This window comes from Lysinibacillus telephonicus (assembly GCF_003966145.1).
Taxonomy (GTDB): domain Bacteria; phylum Bacillota; class Bacilli; order Bacillales_A; family Planococcaceae; genus Ureibacillus; species Ureibacillus telephonicus.
Genome location: NZ_RXNR01000023.1, coordinates 1 through 18,093, shown reverse-complemented (window position 1 = coordinate 18,093; position 18,093 = coordinate 1). Strand labels below are relative to the sequence as shown.

General features: G+C 34.2%; 24 protein-coding genes and 1 pseudogene. 20 read left to right on the top strand and 5 right to left on the bottom strand.

Annotated elements, in window-relative coordinates; genetic code table 11:
* The first annotated feature begins 10 nt into the window (after positions 1 to 10).
* The 6 genes from EKG35_RS09800 (at position 11) to EKG35_RS09775 (ending at position 4,022) form a co-directional block, all read left to right on the top strand.
* Positions 11 to 1,081, top strand: a complete 1,071-nt coding sequence (locus EKG35_RS09800) for a sulfate/molybdate ABC transporter ATP-binding protein (protein ID WP_126294271.1) — start codon at positions 11 to 13, stop codon at positions 1,079 to 1,081.
* A 135-nt stretch (positions 1,082 to 1,216) separates the two neighbouring features.
* Positions 1,217 to 1,612 (top strand): riboflavin kinase, encoded by a 396-nt coding sequence (locus EKG35_RS09795; RefSeq protein WP_185807698.1) that lies wholly within the window; start codon positions 1,217 to 1,219, stop codon positions 1,610 to 1,612.
* A 13-nt stretch (positions 1,613 to 1,625) separates the two neighbouring features.
* Positions 1,626 to 1,901 (top strand): hypothetical protein, encoded by a 276-nt coding sequence (locus EKG35_RS09790; RefSeq protein ID WP_126294269.1) that lies wholly within the window; start codon positions 1,626 to 1,628, stop codon positions 1,899 to 1,901.
* A 207-nt stretch (positions 1,902 to 2,108) separates the two neighbouring features.
* Positions 2,109 to 3,059, top strand: coding sequence for a cysteine synthase A (gene cysK, locus EKG35_RS09785; RefSeq protein WP_126294268.1), 951 nt, complete (start codon positions 2,109 to 2,111; stop codon positions 3,057 to 3,059).
* Positions 3,060 to 3,177: 118 nt separating this feature from the next.
* Positions 3,178 to 3,711, top strand: coding sequence for an NADPH-dependent FMN reductase (gene ssuE / locus EKG35_RS09780; protein ID WP_126294267.1), 534 nt, complete (start codon positions 3,178 to 3,180; stop codon positions 3,709 to 3,711).
* A 161-nt stretch (positions 3,712 to 3,872) separates the two neighbouring features.
* Positions 3,873 to 4,022, top strand: coding sequence for a YezD family protein (locus tag EKG35_RS09775; RefSeq protein WP_126294266.1), 150 nt, complete (start codon positions 3,873 to 3,875; stop codon positions 4,020 to 4,022).
* 232 nt (positions 4,023 to 4,254) lie between these two features.
* Here the strand turns inward: EKG35_RS09775 and EKG35_RS09770 are convergent, their stop codons facing one another.
* On the bottom strand, positions 4,255 to 4,635 hold the full coding sequence (locus EKG35_RS09770) for a hypothetical protein (protein WP_126294265.1): 381 nt from the start codon (positions 4,633 to 4,635) through the stop codon (positions 4,255 to 4,257).
* 292 nt (positions 4,636 to 4,927) lie between these two features.
* Between EKG35_RS09770 and EKG35_RS09765 the strand changes: the two genes are divergently transcribed.
* The 7 genes from EKG35_RS09765 (at position 4,928) to EKG35_RS09735 (ending at position 11,439) form a co-directional block, all read left to right on the top strand.
* Positions 4,928 to 5,785, top strand: coding sequence for a DUF72 domain-containing protein (locus EKG35_RS09765; protein WP_126294264.1), 858 nt, complete (start codon positions 4,928 to 4,930; stop codon positions 5,783 to 5,785).
* Positions 5,785 to 6,606, top strand: a complete 822-nt coding sequence (locus EKG35_RS09760; protein ID WP_126294263.1) for a sulfite exporter TauE/SafE family protein — start codon at positions 5,785 to 5,787, stop codon at positions 6,604 to 6,606. The genes EKG35_RS09765 and EKG35_RS09760 overlap by 1 nt, the downstream gene beginning before the upstream one ends.
* A gap of 37 nt (positions 6,607 to 6,643) precedes the next feature.
* Positions 6,644 to 8,008, top strand: a complete 1,365-nt coding sequence (locus EKG35_RS09755; protein WP_126294262.1) for a bifunctional metallophosphatase/5'-nucleotidase — start codon at positions 6,644 to 6,646, stop codon at positions 8,006 to 8,008.
* An 81-nt stretch (positions 8,009 to 8,089) separates the two neighbouring features.
* Entirely contained in the window at positions 8,090 to 9,193 is a 1,104-nt protein-coding gene (locus EKG35_RS09750) for an HD-GYP domain-containing protein (protein ID WP_126294261.1), read from the top strand.
* Between the two features lie 41 nt (positions 9,194 to 9,234).
* Positions 9,235 to 10,017 (top strand): sporulation protein YunB, encoded by a 783-nt coding sequence (yunB, locus tag EKG35_RS09745; protein ID WP_126294260.1) that lies wholly within the window; start codon positions 9,235 to 9,237, stop codon positions 10,015 to 10,017.
* A 101-nt stretch (positions 10,018 to 10,118) separates the two neighbouring features.
* Positions 10,119 to 11,039 carry a lipoyl synthase gene (lipA, locus tag EKG35_RS09740; RefSeq protein ID WP_126294259.1) on the top strand — a complete coding sequence of 307 codons (921 nt, stop codon included), beginning with the start codon at positions 10,119 to 10,121 and terminating at the stop codon, positions 11,037 to 11,039.
* 49 nt (positions 11,040 to 11,088) lie between these two features.
* Positions 11,089 to 11,439 carry a YutD family protein gene (locus tag EKG35_RS09735; RefSeq protein WP_126294258.1) on the top strand — a complete coding sequence of 117 codons (351 nt, stop codon included), beginning with the start codon at positions 11,089 to 11,091 and terminating at the stop codon, positions 11,437 to 11,439.
* A 161-nt stretch (positions 11,440 to 11,600) separates the two neighbouring features.
* On the opposite strand, the gene EKG35_RS09730 is transcribed toward EKG35_RS09735, so the two are convergent.
* Entirely contained in the window at positions 11,601 to 11,867 is a 267-nt protein-coding gene (locus EKG35_RS09730; protein ID WP_126294257.1) for a DUF3055 domain-containing protein, read from the bottom strand.
* Positions 11,868 to 11,959: 92 nt separating this feature from the next.
* Here EKG35_RS09730 and EKG35_RS09725 point away from each other — a divergent pair, with 92 nt between their 5' ends.
* Together EKG35_RS09725 and EKG35_RS09720 are read left to right on the top strand one after the other, a co-directional pair.
* Positions 11,960 to 12,409, top strand: a complete 450-nt coding sequence (locus EKG35_RS09725) for a DUF86 domain-containing protein (RefSeq protein WP_126294256.1) — start codon at positions 11,960 to 11,962, stop codon at positions 12,407 to 12,409.
* Positions 12,409 to 13,173 carry a TIGR01457 family HAD-type hydrolase gene (locus EKG35_RS09720; protein ID WP_126294255.1) on the top strand — a complete coding sequence of 255 codons (765 nt, stop codon included), beginning with the start codon at positions 12,409 to 12,411 and terminating at the stop codon, positions 13,171 to 13,173. The genes EKG35_RS09725 and EKG35_RS09720 overlap by 1 nt, the downstream gene beginning before the upstream one ends.
* Positions 13,174 to 13,295: 122 nt before the next feature.
* Here EKG35_RS09720 and EKG35_RS09715 read toward each other — a convergent pair whose 3' ends face one another.
* Positions 13,296 to 13,532, bottom strand: a complete 237-nt coding sequence (locus tag EKG35_RS09715) for a YuzB family protein (protein ID WP_126294254.1) — start codon at positions 13,530 to 13,532, stop codon at positions 13,296 to 13,298.
* Between the two features lie 194 nt (positions 13,533 to 13,726).
* Here EKG35_RS09715 and EKG35_RS09710 point away from each other — a divergent pair, with 194 nt between their 5' ends.
* Positions 13,727 to 14,800, top strand: a complete 1,074-nt coding sequence (locus tag EKG35_RS09710) for an NAD(P)/FAD-dependent oxidoreductase (protein WP_126294253.1) — start codon at positions 13,727 to 13,729, stop codon at positions 14,798 to 14,800.
* Between the two features lie 136 nt (positions 14,801 to 14,936).
* On the opposite strand, the gene EKG35_RS09705 is transcribed toward EKG35_RS09710, so the two are convergent.
* Positions 14,937 to 15,266 carry a YuzD family protein gene (locus EKG35_RS09705; protein WP_126294252.1) on the bottom strand — a complete coding sequence of 110 codons (330 nt, stop codon included), beginning with the start codon at positions 15,264 to 15,266 and terminating at the stop codon, positions 14,937 to 14,939.
* 83 nt (positions 15,267 to 15,349) lie between these two features.
* Between EKG35_RS09705 and EKG35_RS09700 the strand changes: the two genes are divergently transcribed.
* Entirely contained in the window at positions 15,350 to 15,586 is a 237-nt protein-coding gene (locus EKG35_RS09700) for a NifU family protein (RefSeq protein WP_126294251.1), read from the top strand.
* Between the two features lie 118 nt (positions 15,587 to 15,704).
* Here EKG35_RS09700 and EKG35_RS09695 read toward each other — a convergent pair whose 3' ends face one another.
* Positions 15,705 to 16,403 (bottom strand): DUF2225 domain-containing protein, encoded by a 699-nt coding sequence (locus tag EKG35_RS09695; protein ID WP_126294250.1) that lies wholly within the window; start codon positions 16,401 to 16,403, stop codon positions 15,705 to 15,707.
* A 197-nt stretch (positions 16,404 to 16,600) separates the two neighbouring features.
* Between EKG35_RS09695 and EKG35_RS09690 the strand changes: the two genes are divergently transcribed.
* The 3 genes and pseudogenes from EKG35_RS09690 to EKG35_RS09680 all read left to right on the top strand — a co-directional run.
* Positions 16,601 to 16,975, top strand: a complete 375-nt coding sequence (locus tag EKG35_RS09690) for a HesB/IscA family protein (protein ID WP_126294249.1) — start codon at positions 16,601 to 16,603, stop codon at positions 16,973 to 16,975.
* A 178-nt stretch (positions 16,976 to 17,153) separates the two neighbouring features.
* On the top strand, positions 17,154 to 17,651 hold the full coding sequence (locus EKG35_RS09685; RefSeq protein ID WP_126294248.1) for an NUDIX domain-containing protein: 498 nt from the start codon (positions 17,154 to 17,156) through the stop codon (positions 17,649 to 17,651).
* 161 nt (positions 17,652 to 17,812) lie between these two features.
* Positions 17,813 to 17,974: pseudogene (locus EKG35_RS09680) on the top strand (carbon starvation CstA family protein); the annotation flags it as partial.
* Positions 17,975 to 18,093 lie beyond the last annotated feature (119 nt).

Below are 18,093 nucleotides of genomic sequence, written 5' to 3'. Positions count from 1 at the left end.
GTATAAATAAATGAGTATTCAAGTACAAAACGTTTCAAAATCCTTCGGTTCATTTCAAGCATTAAGTGATATTTCAATAGATATTGAATCAGGTGAGCTAATTGCTCTTTTAGGTCCATCAGGCTCGGGGAAAACGACCCTTTTACGAATCTTAGCTGGTTTAGAAGGGCTAGATGAAGGTGTAATTTTATTCGATGGTCATAATATTACAAACGTTAGCCCAAAGGAGAGAAAGGTTGGGTTTGTATTCCAGCATTATGCGTTATTTCGTCATATGACAGTATTTGATAATGTTGCTTATGGTTTAAAAGTTCGTCCAAGAAAAACTCGTCCTTCAAAAGAGGAAATTAGTAAGAAAGTGAATGAATTATTGGCTCTTGTTAAGCTTGAAAATTTAGCGGATCGATATCCCTCTCAGCTATCAGGTGGGCAGCGGCAACGTGTAGCGTTAGCTCGTGCACTTGCTGTAGAACCGAAAGTATTATTATTAGATGAACCTTTTGGAGCTTTGGATGCGAAAGTTCGAAAAGAACTACGTCGTTGGCTGCGTAAATTACACAATGAATTCCATGTTACAAGTATTTTTGTAACACATGATCAGGAGGAAGCTCTTGATGTAGCGAATCGTATTATTGTGATGAATAATGGGAAGATTGAACAAATTGGCACACCTGAAGAAGTATATGAACGGCCAAATAGTCCGTTTGTCTATGATTTCTTAGGGAACGTTAATCTATTTAAAGGAAGATTGCATAATGGGAAACTAACTCATGGACAATTTGAAATAAATGTACCTACTTATCTAGATTCCCATGAAGAAGCGGTTGGCTATGTTAGACCACATGATATTCAAATTGAAAAGCAGCCGGTTAACAATGAGACGGTTGCTGCAAAAATCGTGCATATTCACGTTGTAGGACCCATTGTTCAAATAGAATTAAAACGTGAAGACATTGACGAATATTTAGAAGCAGAGTTACAAAAAGAACATTACAAAGAATTAGACATAAAAAAAGGTGACATTGTATATATTCGTCCAAAACAATTAAGGGTGTTTATACCTGAGGATTTTTCGATTTAATTTCATTTTATATAAAAAATCTAGTATTGTATGAAAACTATTCTAATGTATTTATTTTTAAAATTAATCCTACTGTTTAAACAAGAATACTTATGAAAGGCAATTCGCTTTCATGGAGAGGGTGGAATAGACAGTTTGCGTCAACTTAATAACCCGATTATATTAGGACGTGTTGAAAAAGGAAAACAGCTTGGAAGAACGATTGGTTTTCCGACTGCCAATTTAAAATTATATGATGATGTTGAATTAAAAAATGGTGTTTATGGGGTTTACGTCTATCACTATGTAAATAAATATTTAGGAATTTTAAATGTAGGGACTAGACCAACTTTTAATGATGGGGACAGTAAAACATTCGAGGTTCATATTTTAAATTTTCATCAACATATTTACGATGAAAATATTACGGTTGAATTGTTGTTTTATATTCGAAAAGAAATAAAATTTCCTCATGTGCAAGACTTAATTAGGCAAATACATGAAGATACTTTTTATGCTCGTAAAAAATTTCGTGAATTAAAAAGTAAGTGAGGGGGAAATCGTTGTGGATAGATTTGAGTATGTGATAAATTTACCAGATTTACAATTTTCTCAATTTTGTCAACATCAGTTTTCTTTGAATAAAGGAATTTACAATACAATTGATAGTTGGTTTTATAATAATGGAATCATCGATATTCTTGTTAGAAGAAAGATGATTTTACAGTTTATGAAATTTAGCAGTTCGGATGAAACAAAAGTAAAATTTGGATCAGGTGGATTATCAAAAAAACTAGATGATTTTTGGAACCAAAGTATAGGAGAGATATTTGTTAATTAATGACTTCTGATTTTAAAAATTAAATTTTAACTGTTAATAAAAAAACTATTGACGATTGTCTTAATAAATCTTATTATGTATATAAAATAACTAGGGATTAATAATGCCAACTAGTCAACTAGAGGCACCATTTCAGAGAGAAACTGATTTGGTGCCTCTTTTCCGTTTAACTAAAGGTGCATTTGAAGTCTTAAAGGAGAGAGAAATATGAGTAAATTGGCAAATTCTATTGTAGATTTAGTAGGTCGTACACCAATCGTAAAATTAAACCACGCAACAGGAGAAAACGAAGGTACTGTTTGGGTAAAATTAGAGTTCTTTAATCCGGGAAGTTCAGTAAAAGATCGGATAGCTCTTGCTATGATTGAAGCAGCTGAAAAAGATGGTATTTTAAAACCAGGTGGTACAATTATCGAGCCAACATCAGGCAACACAGGTATTGGCTTAGCAATGGTTGCGGCGGCAAAAGGTTATCGAGCTATTTTAGTAATGCCTGAAACAATGAGTATTGAACGCCGTAAATTACTTCGCGCTTATGGAGCAGAGTTAGTATTAACACCTGGTTCTGAAGGAATGAAAGGTGCAATCGCGAAAGCAGAAAGCCTGGCAAAAGTAAACGGCTACTTCTTGCCACAACAATTCAATAACCCAGCAAATGCTGAAATACACCGTCTTACAACAGGCCCTGAAATTGTAGAAGCATTCGAAGGCTTAAAATTGGATGCATTTGTAGCAGGTATTGGTACAGGTGGTACGATTACTGGTGCAGGGGAAGTGTTAAAAGGAAAATACCCTGAAATTGAAATTATTGCAGTTGAACCAAAGGATTCTCCAGTACTATCTGGTGGCAAACCTGGATCACACAAAATTCAAGGTATCGGTGCTGGATTTGTACCAGAAGTGCTAAATACGGAAGTGTACACTTCAATCTTCACAGTTGAAAATGAAACAGCATTTGAAGTTGCTCGTAAAGTTGGGCGTGAAGAAGGTATTTTAGTAGGTATCTCTTCAGGTGCAGCCATCCACGCAGCAATTGAAACTGCAAAGCGTCTAGGTAAAGGGTCAAACGTATTAGCAATCGTTCCATCAAATGGTGAACGTTACTTATCTACGGCTCTATATCAATTTGATGAAATAGAAACAGAGATAGTAAAATAATTAATTTTAAAATATAGCTTGACCGATTAGTCAAACTAAAGGTCCCTATTTCTTTTTAATTAAAGAAGTAGGGACCTTATTTATTGGGGGAAAGTTGGAAATTAAGGAGAGGATATAGATGGTAAGAGGAGTATTGATAAATGGCAATCATAAGAAACAATCGCGTTTAAGCGGTGTTCATCAGTATATATTGGATTATTTCATGAAGGCACAGGTACATGTACAATCCATTTTCGTACATGATTTGCCTGCCGAAGACTTAATTAAAGCAAACTTTTCAAGCGAGGAAGTTAAGCATGCAAATTTGCTGGTGGCAGATGCGAATTTCATTATTATATTAACTCCGATTTATAAAGCATCTTTTTCAGGAATTTTGAAAACCTATCTCGATTTACTGCCCCAAAAGATATTAGTTGGGAAAAAGGTCATTCCTGTTGCAGTTGGAGGCTCTTTAGCACATTTGTTAGCTCTTGAATATACATTAAAACCAGTACTTTCGGTATTAGGTGCAACTGAAGTCTTTAATTCAGTTTATATTGTGGATAAGCAAATTGAAAGGTTAGAAGATGGCAGCTATCGTATTGAAGAGGAAGCATTAACGCGGTTAACAAACGAATTACAAGTTGTACTTTCTTCAAGAGCGTTCGTTTAATTTCTCGTTAATTTTAAAAGTTAATAGTTAAGGCTGACAATCACTTTTCATATTTTTTTAATAAAATAGCTGACTAGATTTCTAGAGGCTCTTAATTTCCATCTCACATGGTTTTAAGAGCTTTTTTGATAATAATTAATATTTTAGAAGGGATGAAGTCCATGACTAAAAAGCAAGAAAATATTCGACTAGTGTTAAGAAATATTGAGAACATGCTTACTTCCATGAATTATGGGTCAATCACCCTTGTTGTTCATGATGATCAAATTGTACAAATAGAAAAAAATGAAAAAATTCGTTTAAATAAGTAAGTATATTATGAATAAAAATTTAGCTCGACAAATAAAAATTGGTTAGGTAAAAATCCTAACCAATTTTTATATTAAACTAATTTAAATTAACTATATAAAAAGTGTAGACAACATAATATGATAATAATTCCCATAATACTAAGTATGATAGTTAAAATACTATGTCCTAAGTTCTTAAATATTATTGATAGGTTGAGTAGTACTTCTAAGCTCTTAAAATCTAAACATATATTTATTTTTTTAATTTTAAATCGATTATATCTACATTATCATTCCATTTTATAGTTGCTTTAATCTCTTGTTCTTCAGTTGTTAATGCACAGCCACTACAATTATGGCCTTTAATTTTTAACATACCATTTTCATCCAACGTACTTGTCCCCTCCACCATACTATCTAGAGAGTATTCAATCTTGTCAGGTATTGCTTCGCTTCCTGTATATTTAAAATTAGCAGTCGTTATTTCTCGTTCATTTTCTATAATTAAAACTTCGTAACTAACAGACCAATTTTCACTAACTCCTGAAAAAGTTAAAGTTTTATCTGAACATCCAATTAATAATACGCACATAGAGATTATCAAAAAAACTAAATAAATTCTTTTAATTGTCATTCAACAAACCTCCTTGTTCTTATATTTTATAACTTTATGAATTTTAAGTGTGTTTTAAAATGTATTTTTTTTCATTGCAAAATTTGGCAAATAGATGTGACACTATAGACAACATTTTTTGTTCCCATATAGATTTGAGGGAGAGGAATTTGTACATAAAGATACCTTCATAAGAAAAACATAGATTTTTGCTATTATTGGAGAAAATCGTGATTTTCTAATATTATGGTTTATACTAAAAGAGAGAAAACTTGGGAAAAAACATAAAGTAACTTACAATAGGAGATAGGTAATGATTAAAATTGGTCTAACTGGATGGGGGGACCATCCAACTCTTTATAGTACGGCAACTTTAAGTCGAGATAAATTATTTGATTATAGCGGGCATTTCCCAATTGTAGAAGTTGATACTTCCTTTTATGCCATTCCTTCTGTCCAAAATGTTGAAAAGTGGTGCATCGAAACACCGTCAAACTTTCAATTTATTGTAAAAGCTTATCAAGGAATAACAGGTCATTTAAGAGGGGACCTACCCTTTGAATCTAGGAATGACATGATGAATGCGTTTAAGGAAAGTGTTGATGCATTCAAAAGAGCGGGAAAATTAGGCATGGTACTTGTTCAATTTCCCCCATGGTATGACTGTAGCTCTAAAAATATACAATATATTCGTTACATCAAGGAGCAGCTAAGTGATTTTCCCATAGCAATTGAGTTTCGAAATCAAACATGGTACAGCGATGCCATGAAAGAAAAGACGCTTCAATTTTTAAAGGAAAATGAATGTATCCACACTGTTTGTGATGAACCTCAGGCTGGTACTGGATCAATTCCTCTAGTTCCAATTGCAACATCAGATAAAGTCCTATTAAGAATACATGGACGCAACATTCATGGTTGGCGCAATGCAGGAAATAACTCGAATTGGCGCGAAGTGCGATTTTTATATGATTACAATGAAGAAGAACTTCAAGGTCTAGCAAGATGTATAGATGACCTTCAACAACAATGTAATGACGTATTTGTATTATTTAATAATAATTCCGGACATCATGCGGCTAATAATGCAAAACGATTACAGCAAATTTTAAAAATTGAATATAGCGGGTTATCACCAAAACAATTAGACATGTTTGAAGGAGATTTGTAATGGAGTTTTTTTTACTAGTAATTATTGCATTATGTGCGGGTGTTATCGGTTCGGTAGTTGGGCTTGGCGGGGGAGTTATTTTAGTACCAGCAACCTTATTTATCGGGAATAATCTCGGATATATCCCTAATATAACACCACAATCTGTTGTTGGATTATCCGTAATTATGATGATTTTTATTGGGCTGTCCTCAACACTTTCCTATATGAAATCCAAAACAGTAGATTATAAAAGTGGTTTAATTTTCTTTATTGGAAGTATACCAGGTACGATGGTAGGTGCATGGATTAATAAAGGACTTGATTTACCATCATTTAATTTATACTTTGGAATATGGTTAATTATCCTATCATTTATATTGCTTGTGAGAGATAAATTAAAACCAATTAGCTGGTTTGTGGATAATGGAATAAAGAGAGAATTTATCGAGCCTGATGGAACAAAACAAATTTACGGCTATCCTATTTGGTTTGCAATTTTACTTACATTTGTAGTAGGGCTTACTTCAGGGCTGTTTGGTATTGGTGGAGGTTCTTTATTAGTGCCTGCAATGCTATTATTATTTCAATTTCCACCACATGTTGCAGTGGCAACTTCGATGTTCATGGTATTTTTAACATCATTAGCAAATTCAGCAAGCCATATTTACTTAGGAAATGTTCCTTGGATTTATACTCTTCCAGTTATTATTGGAGCATATATTGGTGCGAAAATTGGTGCAGCATTAAATAAAAAAATGAAATCAGAAACGCTCGTAATAGCTTTAAGGATAATTTTATTATTACTGGGCATACGTTCGATTTTGGATGGTTTATTTTAACGAAAAATAATTGATTATTGAAAAGATGGTGAGCAGCATGCTTGAAACAATTCATATTTTTCATACGAATGATGTACATAGTCATTTTGAATATTGGACAAGAATGCAAGCCTTTATAAAAAAGCAGCGTTTAGAATATGCAAAACTTGGTGAACCAAGCTTTTTATTTGATATCGGTGATCATCTTGATCGTTCAAATATTTATACAGAGGCAACACTCGGAAAGGGCAATGTTCAGCTTTTAAATGAAGCACGCTATGATGTCGTAACTATAGGAAATAATGAAGGGATTACATTATCTTTTGAAGAATTGTACTCTTTATATGATGATGCAAATTTTGAAGTAGTCGCTGCAAATATTGAGCCTATAAAGGGAGACGCCCCAAAATGGTTAAAGCCATACACAATTTTAACAACAAAGTATGGAACAAAGATTGGGGTTATTGGTGCTACTGCATTATTTGATGTATTTTATAATGAACTAAATTGGCGACTAACAGAGCCTAGAAAAGTGTTAAAAAAGCTTGCTGAACAATTGAAAGATGAAGTAGATATTGTTGTTTGTTTATCGCACTTAGGGATAACAGAGGATGAATTGTTAGCGAGTGAATGCAGCTCTATAGATGTTATTTTTGGCTCCCATACACACCATTTGCTTGATGAAGGAAAACTAGTCAATCATGTACTATTAACTGGTTGTGGCAAATTTGGCCAATATACAGGACATTTAACTTTGCAATTTGATCATGAATCGAAAAAAATTATCAAAAAAGAAGAAATGGTAATCGAAAATGCACTTCTTCCTGAAATTGAAGGAGAAGGGAAGTTTTTGGAGGAGATTTCGGAAACGGGGAAACAGCTTTTACAAACGCCAATATTTCAAACTGCAAAATATTATAATAAAGAATGGTTTCATTACTCTCAACTGTCAAAACTATTCGCACAATCTGTACTAGATTTCACTAATGCAGACTGCACGATGTTTAATGCAGGTATTTTACTCGATAGTTTAAAAAAAGGGACCATTACAAATTATGATATTCATAAAATTTTGCCGCATCCGATTAATCTTTGTGTAATTGAATTAACTGGTAGAGAGCTAAAGGAAGTTTATTTGCAAGCACAAAATGAAGAATGGCCGCTGTTTGAATTAAAAGGGTTAGGATTTAGAGGTTCTATATTTGGCAAAATGCTTACATATGAGTTCTCTATTAACAATAAACGTGAACTAATTGTAAGAGGCGAAGCTGCTGATTTAAATAAAATATATCAATTAGCAACACTCGATATGTTTACATTCGGCTATTTTTTTCCGACATTTAAATACGCTAAGAAAAAATATTATTTACCAATGTTTTTAAGAGATATATTCATTGACTATGGGAAAAAAACCTTTAATTGACAATGAATGTGAAAATCTTTAATATTTTTACATTGGATATTTTTTATGGCTCGTTATTGAACTAGAATTGGGGTAACATCTATGCGTTTAATATCAATCAATGCACTAAAATCACAAATGGTAGTTGGAAAGACCATATGGAATGAGGCTGGACTTCCTTTATTGCAAAAAGATGTTGTCGTAACAGATGGAATCATTAGTAGATTAAAGGAATTAGGAATCCAGTATTTGTACATTGAAGACAAAATATCGGATGGAATTATTATTGAGGAATCTATTTTACCGGAAGTACGAACAAATGCTATTAAAAAAATAACTACTTCTTTTAATAAAGTAAAGGGCTTAAACAGCCAATCAGCATCTCTAGTTATAGATAAACAGTCAAAGGTTATCGGAGAGATTGTTGATGATTTGCTTACAACGATTGTAAAAAGCGACGAAGTTTTAACGGTATTAACTGATACATTAATTTATGACGAATATTTATATCAGCATTCATTTCAAGTAACATTATATTCAATTGCGATTGCAAAGGAATTAGGTTATTCTTCTGAAGATTTACGAGTAATTGGAATTGGTGCAATGCTGCATGATATCGGAAAACTAGTCATTCCACCAGATATTTTATTTAAAGAGGGAAGTTTAACGGACGATGAATATGAAGTAATAAAGCAGCATACCCGTTTTGGCTTCGATATTTTGCGTAATTTACATACTGTATCACTTCTTGTTGCACATTGTGCGTTTCAACATCACGAAAGGATTGATGGGAGTGGGTATCCTCGAGGAATATCAGGGGCCGAAATGCATCCATATGCGAAAATAATTGCTGTAGCTGATGTTTTTGATGCTGTAACCTCTAATCGTGTATATCGACAGAAAATGCTTCCATCTGAAGGAATAAAGATTATCGAATCTGGTAGCGGTACCATTTTTGATAAGCATATAGTTGATGCGTTTAAACGCAGTATTGTTCACTATCCGAACGGGACGATATTATTATTGTCGGATGGCCGCCGCGGAATAGTAGCAAAGCAAAATTTACATAAACCTGAATTGCCATATATTCGAATATTCGAAGAAAATAATACGATATTAAACAGCCCATATACTATTAATTTAGTTGAGTACCCAGAAATCATTGTTGAAAAGGTAGAAGTAGATTATGTAGCTGAAATCGAATAGGTTGCTCCTCTTGTTCATAAATTGGAACAGGAGGAGATTTTTTGTTTTACCGTCAACCAAGAAAAATGAAGTTTTATAAACGGAAAAGACGTAGGAAGTTAAATCGTTTTACATTATTTATTGCGAGCTTCGTCATTGCTGTTACGTTTTTTCTATATATTTTGAATGCTCGATTAATGCCAACGTATTTGGAATATGCAGAGGTACAAACCTTCAAGATTGCTTCTCATGTAGTAAGTAAAGCTATTAATGCTCGAACTTCGAGGGTTCTGGACATTAATGAGATTATTGAAGATTTACCGTCTGAATCGGATTACATGCTAACGACACGATTTAACACAGAAATTATTAATCAAGTTCGAGCCGAAACTGTTACTCTCGTAAAAGAACATTTAGAACTTGCAGAGCAAGGTGATTTGAGCCAATTACCGGATCTAGAAAATGTTGAATATGATGTGAGTGAGATACAAAAAGGGGATGGCATTGTATTTTTTGTACCGATAGCTCAGGCTCTTAATCTCCCTTTATTAGGAAACTTAGGCCCTCGTGTACCAATTCGCTTTCATATTATTGGAAACGTAGCTAGTGATGTTTCAAAATCAATTGAGGAATTTGGAATTAACAATGCAATGGTTGAAGTAAATATCGACCTTAAAGTGAATGTACAAATTATTATTCCATTTGCAAGCAAGCAATCAACAGTAGAACAGTCAATTCCGGTTGCTATTGGATTAGTAAGATCGCAAGTACCAAATATTTATACCAATGGCGGAGATGGAGCACAGCCATCGATAGAGGTGCCAGTTCCTTATGACGGACAATAGAATTTATTAATTGATAAACTAAATTAAGTAAGTTAGTTGTTTTCATTTGTAGGAATATGTTACATTGACATCAGTATGTATCTTAATAGGGGATGATATTAATGACAAGTAAACCTACTAGTGAAAAAGATGAAATTTTACGTAAACCTGAATGGTTGAAAATAAAATTAAATACAAATGACGAATATAAAGGCTTAAAAAAATTAATGCGCGAAAAAAACTTACATACTGTTTGTGAGGAAGCGCGCTGCCCAAATATTCACGAATGTTGGGGAGAAAGAAGAACTGCAACAATGATGATCCTTGGTGCTGTTTGTACACGTGCCTGTCGGTTTTGTGCTGTTAAAACAGGTTTACCAAACGAATTAGATTTAGCTGAACCAGAACGCGTTGCTGATTCAGTAGAAATTATGAACTTGAAACATGTTGTTATTACAATGGTTGCCCGTGATGATTTGAAAGATGGAGGGGCAGGGGTACTTGCAGAAACAGTAAAAGCAATTAGACGAAAAACACCTCAAACTTCTATAGAAGTACTGCCATCCGATCTTGGCGGCGTTGAAGAAAATTTAAAACTGGTAATGGATGCAAAGCCAGATATTTTAAACCATAATATTGAAACAGTTCGCCGTTTAACTCCAAGAGTTCGTGCGCGTGCAAAATATGACCGTTCATTGGAGTTTCTAAGAAGAGCTAAAGAGATGCAGCCAGAAATTCCAACTAAATCTTCATTAATGATTGGTTTAGGAGAAACATGGGATGAAATTTTAGAAGTAATGGATGACCTTAGAGCAAATAATGTTGATATTATGACAATCGGACAATATTTACAGCCAACTAAAAAACATTTGCCGGTGAAAAAATATTATACTCCTTTAGAGTTTGGAAAACTTCGAAAAATCGCAATGGAAAAAGGGTTTAAACATTGTGAGGCTGGACCATTAGTTCGAAGCAGTTATCATGCAGATGAACAAGTAAACGAAGCAACGAAAACAAGACAACTCCAAGCTGAAGCGAAATAAATAATTACTTCCTTTTTGACACAATGTAAATAGAATAGGAGGAGTTTCGATGATTATTGCAGAAGGCTATGCATACGAAATTATCGAAAATGTCCGAGATGGATTTGATGAGGAGGCATTTTTAGCACGCTATTCAGATATATTAGCTAAGTACGATTATATTGCAGGTGACTGGGGATATGGCCAGCTGCGATTAAAAGGTTTTTTTGACGATAAAAATCAAAAGGCGACTTTTGATACAAAAATTAGTACTTTTGAAGATTATTTATTTGAATATTGTAATTTTGGCTGTGCTTATTTTGTTCTTCGTAAGACTGGGAAAGCTCCAAAACACCTTGCATCGTCCGCAAGAATAGAAGGAGATTTACTCGAACAAGAGGCAGAAGAAATTGAGCAATAAAATAAAGGGCTGTACAGAAACTAAATTTCTGTACAGCCCTTCTGTTTTCCTAGAAGTAATCTTTTAATGTGATTGAAACTGTCCCCGTCCTCGGAAGGGTGTTCATTGGAGGTTACGATATATGTCATCGCCCCAAAATAACTTTTTTGTCACTTACTTAGCTAAGCCAGTAATTCAGTCAAATATTCCCGTAAATCTTCAGCCTCTTCTTCAGTTTTGTTAAAGGCGAATTCTAGGTAGCCTGGCTCGTCTAGGTCATCTGGACCGATAATTGCAAATCGTCCAAACTGCATATCTAAAACAAGCACTTTTCCGAAAAATCGAGTTGATTGCATAATTGCTAAATCATAGCGCAGTTTTTTGCCAGTAAAGCTTACAAATCTCGTTTTTGTATCTTCAACATCATCATATAAGAAAAAACGCTCCATATTGTTTAGTACTCCTTCCAAATCTATATAATATGTTACTATAGAAAAGAAACGACTATCAACTTTTAAAGATTTGATTGGGGGATTTATCTATGTATTTTGTAGATCGAAATAAAATTAGCATCACGTTAAAGCATTTAGATGAGCTACTAGCCATCTTCGAAAAAGAAGATAACTGGCTGAGAGATGATATCTCTAAATTAGCATTACAAAGAATTGGCCATAATGTAATGGAATCGATGATGGATGTAGGAAATTTAATTATCGATGGATTTATTATGCGTGATCCAGGAAGCTATGATGACATAATAGATATTTTGATTGACGAAAAGGTCGTTACAACAGAGATGGAAAAGCCATTAAAAGACGTTGTAGGCTTACGAAAAATGTTAGTTAGAGAATTTGTTCAAGTGGATAATGAACAGGTTTTAAACGTATTACAAGAGAGCTTACAGGCGATAAAGCAATTCCCGGATTTGGTAAGAAACTATTTAGAAAATGAGCTTGGACCTGTATCTGCTTTTTTACCGGAGAAAGAGTAATGAAACAGTATAGAGCATATTGTTTTGATTTAGATGGCACAGTATATCGCGGAAAAGACGGGATTGAATCTGCTGTTCGTTTCATTCACAAATTACAACAGCAAAATATTGATTATTTTTTAGTAACAAATAATGCTTCCAAAACACCGATGCAATTACAGGAGGCATTGCTGAACATTGGCTTGGAAGTTCCGACTAAGCGTATCTATACGAGTGCTTTAACTACGGCTAAATATGTGTCGCAGAATTATAGAGATGCAAAAATACACATGATTGGCTCAGATGGGCTGCGCTTTGCATTGGACGCGGAAGGTATTGAAATCGCCCATGAGGATGAACAGCCAGATGTAATCGTAATGGGAATTGATCGTACAATAAATTATGCGAAACTAGCAAAAGCCTCTATTGCAGTTCAGAATGGTGCTAAATTAATTGGAACGAATGAAGATATCAAGTTCCCATCGGAGTTCGGTTTATTGCCTGGCAATGGCTCGTTTGTGCGGCTAGTAGCAAATGTTGCATCTGCAGAGCCAATTTTTATCGGCAAACCGTCACCAGTTATGCTTGAAGTTATACAAGATGAGTATGGCTTTACAAAAGAAGAAATGGTTATGATTGGGGACAATTATGATACGGATATTCTCTGTGGTATTCGTTTTGGCTGTGATACAATTCATGTTAATACAGGGGTTGTGAGTACCGAAGCTGTCCTTCAAAAAGATTTGAAACCTACATACTGTGTTGAGGATTTAAGTGAATTCTAATCTTCATTCAGTGGAAGCTTTCCGCTTCAAAATTGGAGAGATTAATGGGTAAAATAATAACCGCGTACTTCAATAGTACGCGGAATTTTTTATGAAGGAGCTAAATCGAATACCCATTTAATTTAGAATAGTGGGTTTTCTTCAATATATTGATAAATTTTTTTCGTTAGCTCTTCAGGTGTATCTGCTTCTACGATATCCCCATTTACAAGTGCATAGAAGGTTTGATCACAAACTGTACAATAGCTTAAACAGCCATATTCAAGAACATCAATATTCGGATCTTTTTCTAAAATTTCATAAGTTTCTTGAGCACCTTTTGCTAAATTACTTATACAAAACTCAACTAATGGATTCAAGGGCTGTCACCTCACTCAATGACATGCTACTCTGTTTTGGAAGTTTCGTCAATGGAATCGAATTTTTGTGAAATAATTCACAAAAAGTTTCATTAACATATTGTGAAACATCTCACAATAAGTTATACTCTCTATGTACAAATTGTGAACATTTTTGCATATGCAAAATAGAGAATGATGTAGGGGAGTATTTTATGAGAAAACTAGTATTACTAGGTGGAGGTTATGGAAATATGCGAATCTTACTTCGCTTATTGCCAAATAACTTTCCAGAAGACATTATGATAACATTAATTGACCGCACACCTTTTCATAGTTTGAAAACAGAATTCTATGCTCTAGCAGCAGGTACGACAACTGATAAAAAAGTACGTGTTAGCTTTCCAGAAAACCCTCGATTAGAAATGGTATATGGAGAGATTACTAAAATTGATCGCAAAGAAAAATCTGTCATTTTAGAAGATGGTCAAGTAATTCCATATGATGATTTAGTCATCGGATTGGGTTGTGAAGATGATTACCACGGTGTTCCAGGAGCAGAAGAAAACAGCTATAGCATCCAAACGATTGCAAAATCACGTACTACATTTGAAAAATTATGCGGTTTACCACCAGGATCTGTAGTTGGTATTGTCGGAGCAGGTTTAAGTGGTATTGAGCTAGCAAGTGAACTGCGTGAAAGTCGCTCGGATTTAAAAATAAAATTATTTGACCGTTCAGATCGAATTTTACGTGCATTCCCAGAGAAACTAAGCAAATACGTAAAAGACTGGTTTGTAAAAAACAATGTAGATGTAATTGCTGAATCAAATATCACAAAGGTAGAGCCTACGCGTTTATATAACCACGAAGAAGTAATTGAAGTTGATGCAGTTGTATGGACAGCTGGCGTACGTCCTGTAAAAATTGTTCGTGAAATGGATGCAGAAAAAGATAAAAAAGGCCGCCCACTCGTTAACCAGTATTTCCAATTAATTGATGACGAAAATGTGTTTGTAGTTGGTGACTGTGCTTCTTCTGATTTACCAGCAAGTGCCCAACTGGCAGAAGAACAAGGAGAACGCATCGTAAAAGTATTGAAACATCGTTGGAACAATGAAGCACTTCCTGAAAAAATGCCAGAAATTAAGCTAAAAGGTTTCATGGGTTCTCTTGGCAAGAAGCAAGGTTTTGTACATTTAGCAGATACAACAGTAACAGGCCGAATCGCACGTTTGATGAAATCTGGTCTATTATGGATGTATAAACGACAAAACGATTCTCAATAACAGCTTATAATCATCAATTAGCTGAACATAATAAGAAAGAGGGCGGCTGAAAAGTCTGCCCTCTTTACAACTGTCACTAAGGTCTTCGTCGCAGAGGAATTGCGATGAGGATGGAAATACAGTAGGAATAAAATACTTATTCAGTAGAAGTAAATCCTAATTTCTCCAACGTGGAGAAAATTGGTTGAATTTGTATATAACCTTCACCAATTACTTCATTATTGATTAATACAAGTGGGTAGAAAAATTCATCATTATTAATACGCTCAGCCCACTCTTTATCGCGTTCACTGTCAAGAGGTTGTTCAATATCTATATAACGAATGGAAAATGATTGGTTTGGAAATTTTCGACTGATAGCAGCCTGCAGCCATTCGTATGTATCTTTTGATGATGGTGCATTGACACAGCTTGCGCAAATAACATCAGCACCAAAAACTTCTATTATGGGATTATTTTCTTTCATAGATTAACAACCTTTCATAACGGAATAATGGATTTTTTCGTTTCTTCACATTATAATAATTTTAATGAAAGGAGTCGAGAGAAATGACAGATTTAGAACAAAAAGAACAAGTGCAAGAAGTTTTAGATAAATTACGTCCGTTTTTACTTCGAGATGGAGGGGACTGTGAATTAGTAGATGTAGAAGACGGTATTGTTCGTTTACGCCTATTAGGCGCATGCGGAAGCTGCCCAAGTTCTACAATTACTTTAAAAGCAGGTATTGAACGTGCCCTTTTAGAAGAAGTTCCAGGCATTGTTGAAGTTGAACAAGTATTTTAATGAATAAAAAAACTAACGTTTACAACTAGATTGTAAACGTTAGTTTTTTGTTAATTGTGAAGTGTTTTGCAACACTCATTAAGTGCGGACGTTGTCAGATGAAGATAAAATTTTTTAATCATATAGCCGATCTTTCTTTTTCTCGTTGTTCTCGGACTAATTGCCATTGCTCTTTGGCAAGATCAACTAGTTTTGCTTCTCCTCCATCAATACGTTGACTTTCTATCACTTTTGAGAAGAAGCGAGTTGCATCATCCAAATCTCCAATGCGTCTTGAAAGCTCTGCAATCATATACATAATTCGTGTATCTGACATTTGAGTACCTTTATAATCTTCAGTTGAAAATGATTCAATATATTGATCTCGTGCAATTTTTATAAACCGGTTTTCTTGTTCATTTTTTAGACTTCTATATAACCAACCAATGCGCAATGCAAGGCCTGCAAGTGAAACTGCTTTTTCTTTTTTTAACATACCACTCACAAATGCTAATTTATAGGACTCAATCGCCTGATCAATGGTGCGTTCACCATTAAAACTGCGTGGAACCCATTTTTTCGTAATTTGCTCTTCAATAACCTCTCGAGTACCAGGTGCAAAGTATTTTGAAAAGTCCTCTGTAAATGAAAAACCACAATGTTCACATACGAATATATTATAGAATAAAGCATTGACGTTCGAATCAGAATAAATAGGGCAGAAATCTGTATCTGTATGATCTACTTTTATGGACTTAGAACGAACTTTGTACGTTGGAAACGTTTTTTTGCAGCAGAGACATTCTATTTTCTTCTCATAATACGGAGATAGTTCCATACAATTTACCCCCATTCAGATGGACTTTGTAAGACTATTATAGCAATTCTTTTGTCGGATTGAGTGATTATAATTTACTATTTATGAACTATTTATAATAAATGAGGTATAAATACAGTAAAATTAATGCGAGTGCACAAAGCTTTCTTTTTGTAAATGTCCTTGGTATCATATTAATTAGAAGGAAGGTGAATGGGATGACAAGTGAAAAACAAGTAATAGTGTTAACGGAAGCGGCAGCATTTCGTGTAAAGGAAATGCAGCAACATAATGAAGAAGAAAGTTCATTTTTACGTGTAGCTGTCCATGGCGGAGGTTGCAGCGGGTTATCATATGGCATGAATTTTGATCAAAATCAAAATGAAGATGATTTTATAGATGAACAATATGGTTTAAAAATTCTTGTTTCCCGTGAAGATGCACCAATTTTAATGGGAACGAAAATCGATTATAAGCAATCTTTAATGGGCGGAGGCTTTACCATCGACAATCCAAACGCCATCGCATCTTGCGGCTGTGGAACGTCTTTCAGAACGGCTAAAGTTGAAGGTACGCCAGAGGTTTGTGAGTAATAAAATAAAATACTGCTCATCATAATTCGTAGATGGCAGCTGTTAAAAAGAATATAAAACATTAAGTTTACCCATTCATTTGATGCATAAGCTCGAATGAATGGGTTTTTATGTAACTCGGTAAATATCATTAGTATAATAAAAGATATCTGTAATAATTTACAAAGGGTGATGGACAGTGAAGCAAGATAGAGGAAAGGTATGGTTAGGGGTAGCTGGAGTAGTAGTTAACTCAAAGGGACAGTGGCTTGTTGTAAAAAAGAAATATAGTGGACTAAAAGGGGTTTGGTCGCTTCCAGCTGGGTTTGTAAAGGTTGGAGAGACAGCCGATGAAGCTGTTGTACGAGAGATAATGGAAGAAACGGGAATTGATTGTGAGGTTACGGGTTTGGTTGGATTTCGGTCAGGCGTAATTCGTAACGAAGTAAGTGATAATATGGCTATTTTTTGTTGCAAACCTTTAAATGAAAATCAGTCAATTCATATACAAGAGTTGGAGTTATCAGATGCTCGCTGGATTACAATTGATGAACTTCTTAATGGTGGGGGATCATCTGTAATGCTGCAAGAAATGGCAAGTGATGAATTAATAAAATATCAGCTGTTAAAAAAAGACGGCATCAATCCAGGAGATATTTTTAGCTACTCATCATATAAATTATTTTTTAATAAATAAATTCCTTAAAATTCCTTTAAAAAAGTTTTCTATTAATATACATGTTTTTTATAGTTGTTTCATATTTTGTGGAAAGTGCTCGAGTACTTTTATTGTCATTCTTAAATTTTATCCACCGGTTTTGTAATTATTTTCATGTCAATTTAGGATGGGGGTAAATTATGAATGCATTATCAATTGTAATTGGTTCTATTTGTGTGCTTATTATTGGATATCGGTTATATGGCTATTTTTTTACGAAAAAAGTATTGCGGTTAAATGAAAAAGAGCTTACACCAGCACATGCCTATAATGATGGGAAAGACTATGTTCCTACAAATAAAGGTTCTATGTCAAATGTTGGGGTGAAGTGATATTACACGGCACCCCGATTATCCTAAATGAACCCCAATTTTCTTATATAAATTATTTAATAAAATTTTCGCTTTAAAGTGTTCATAGC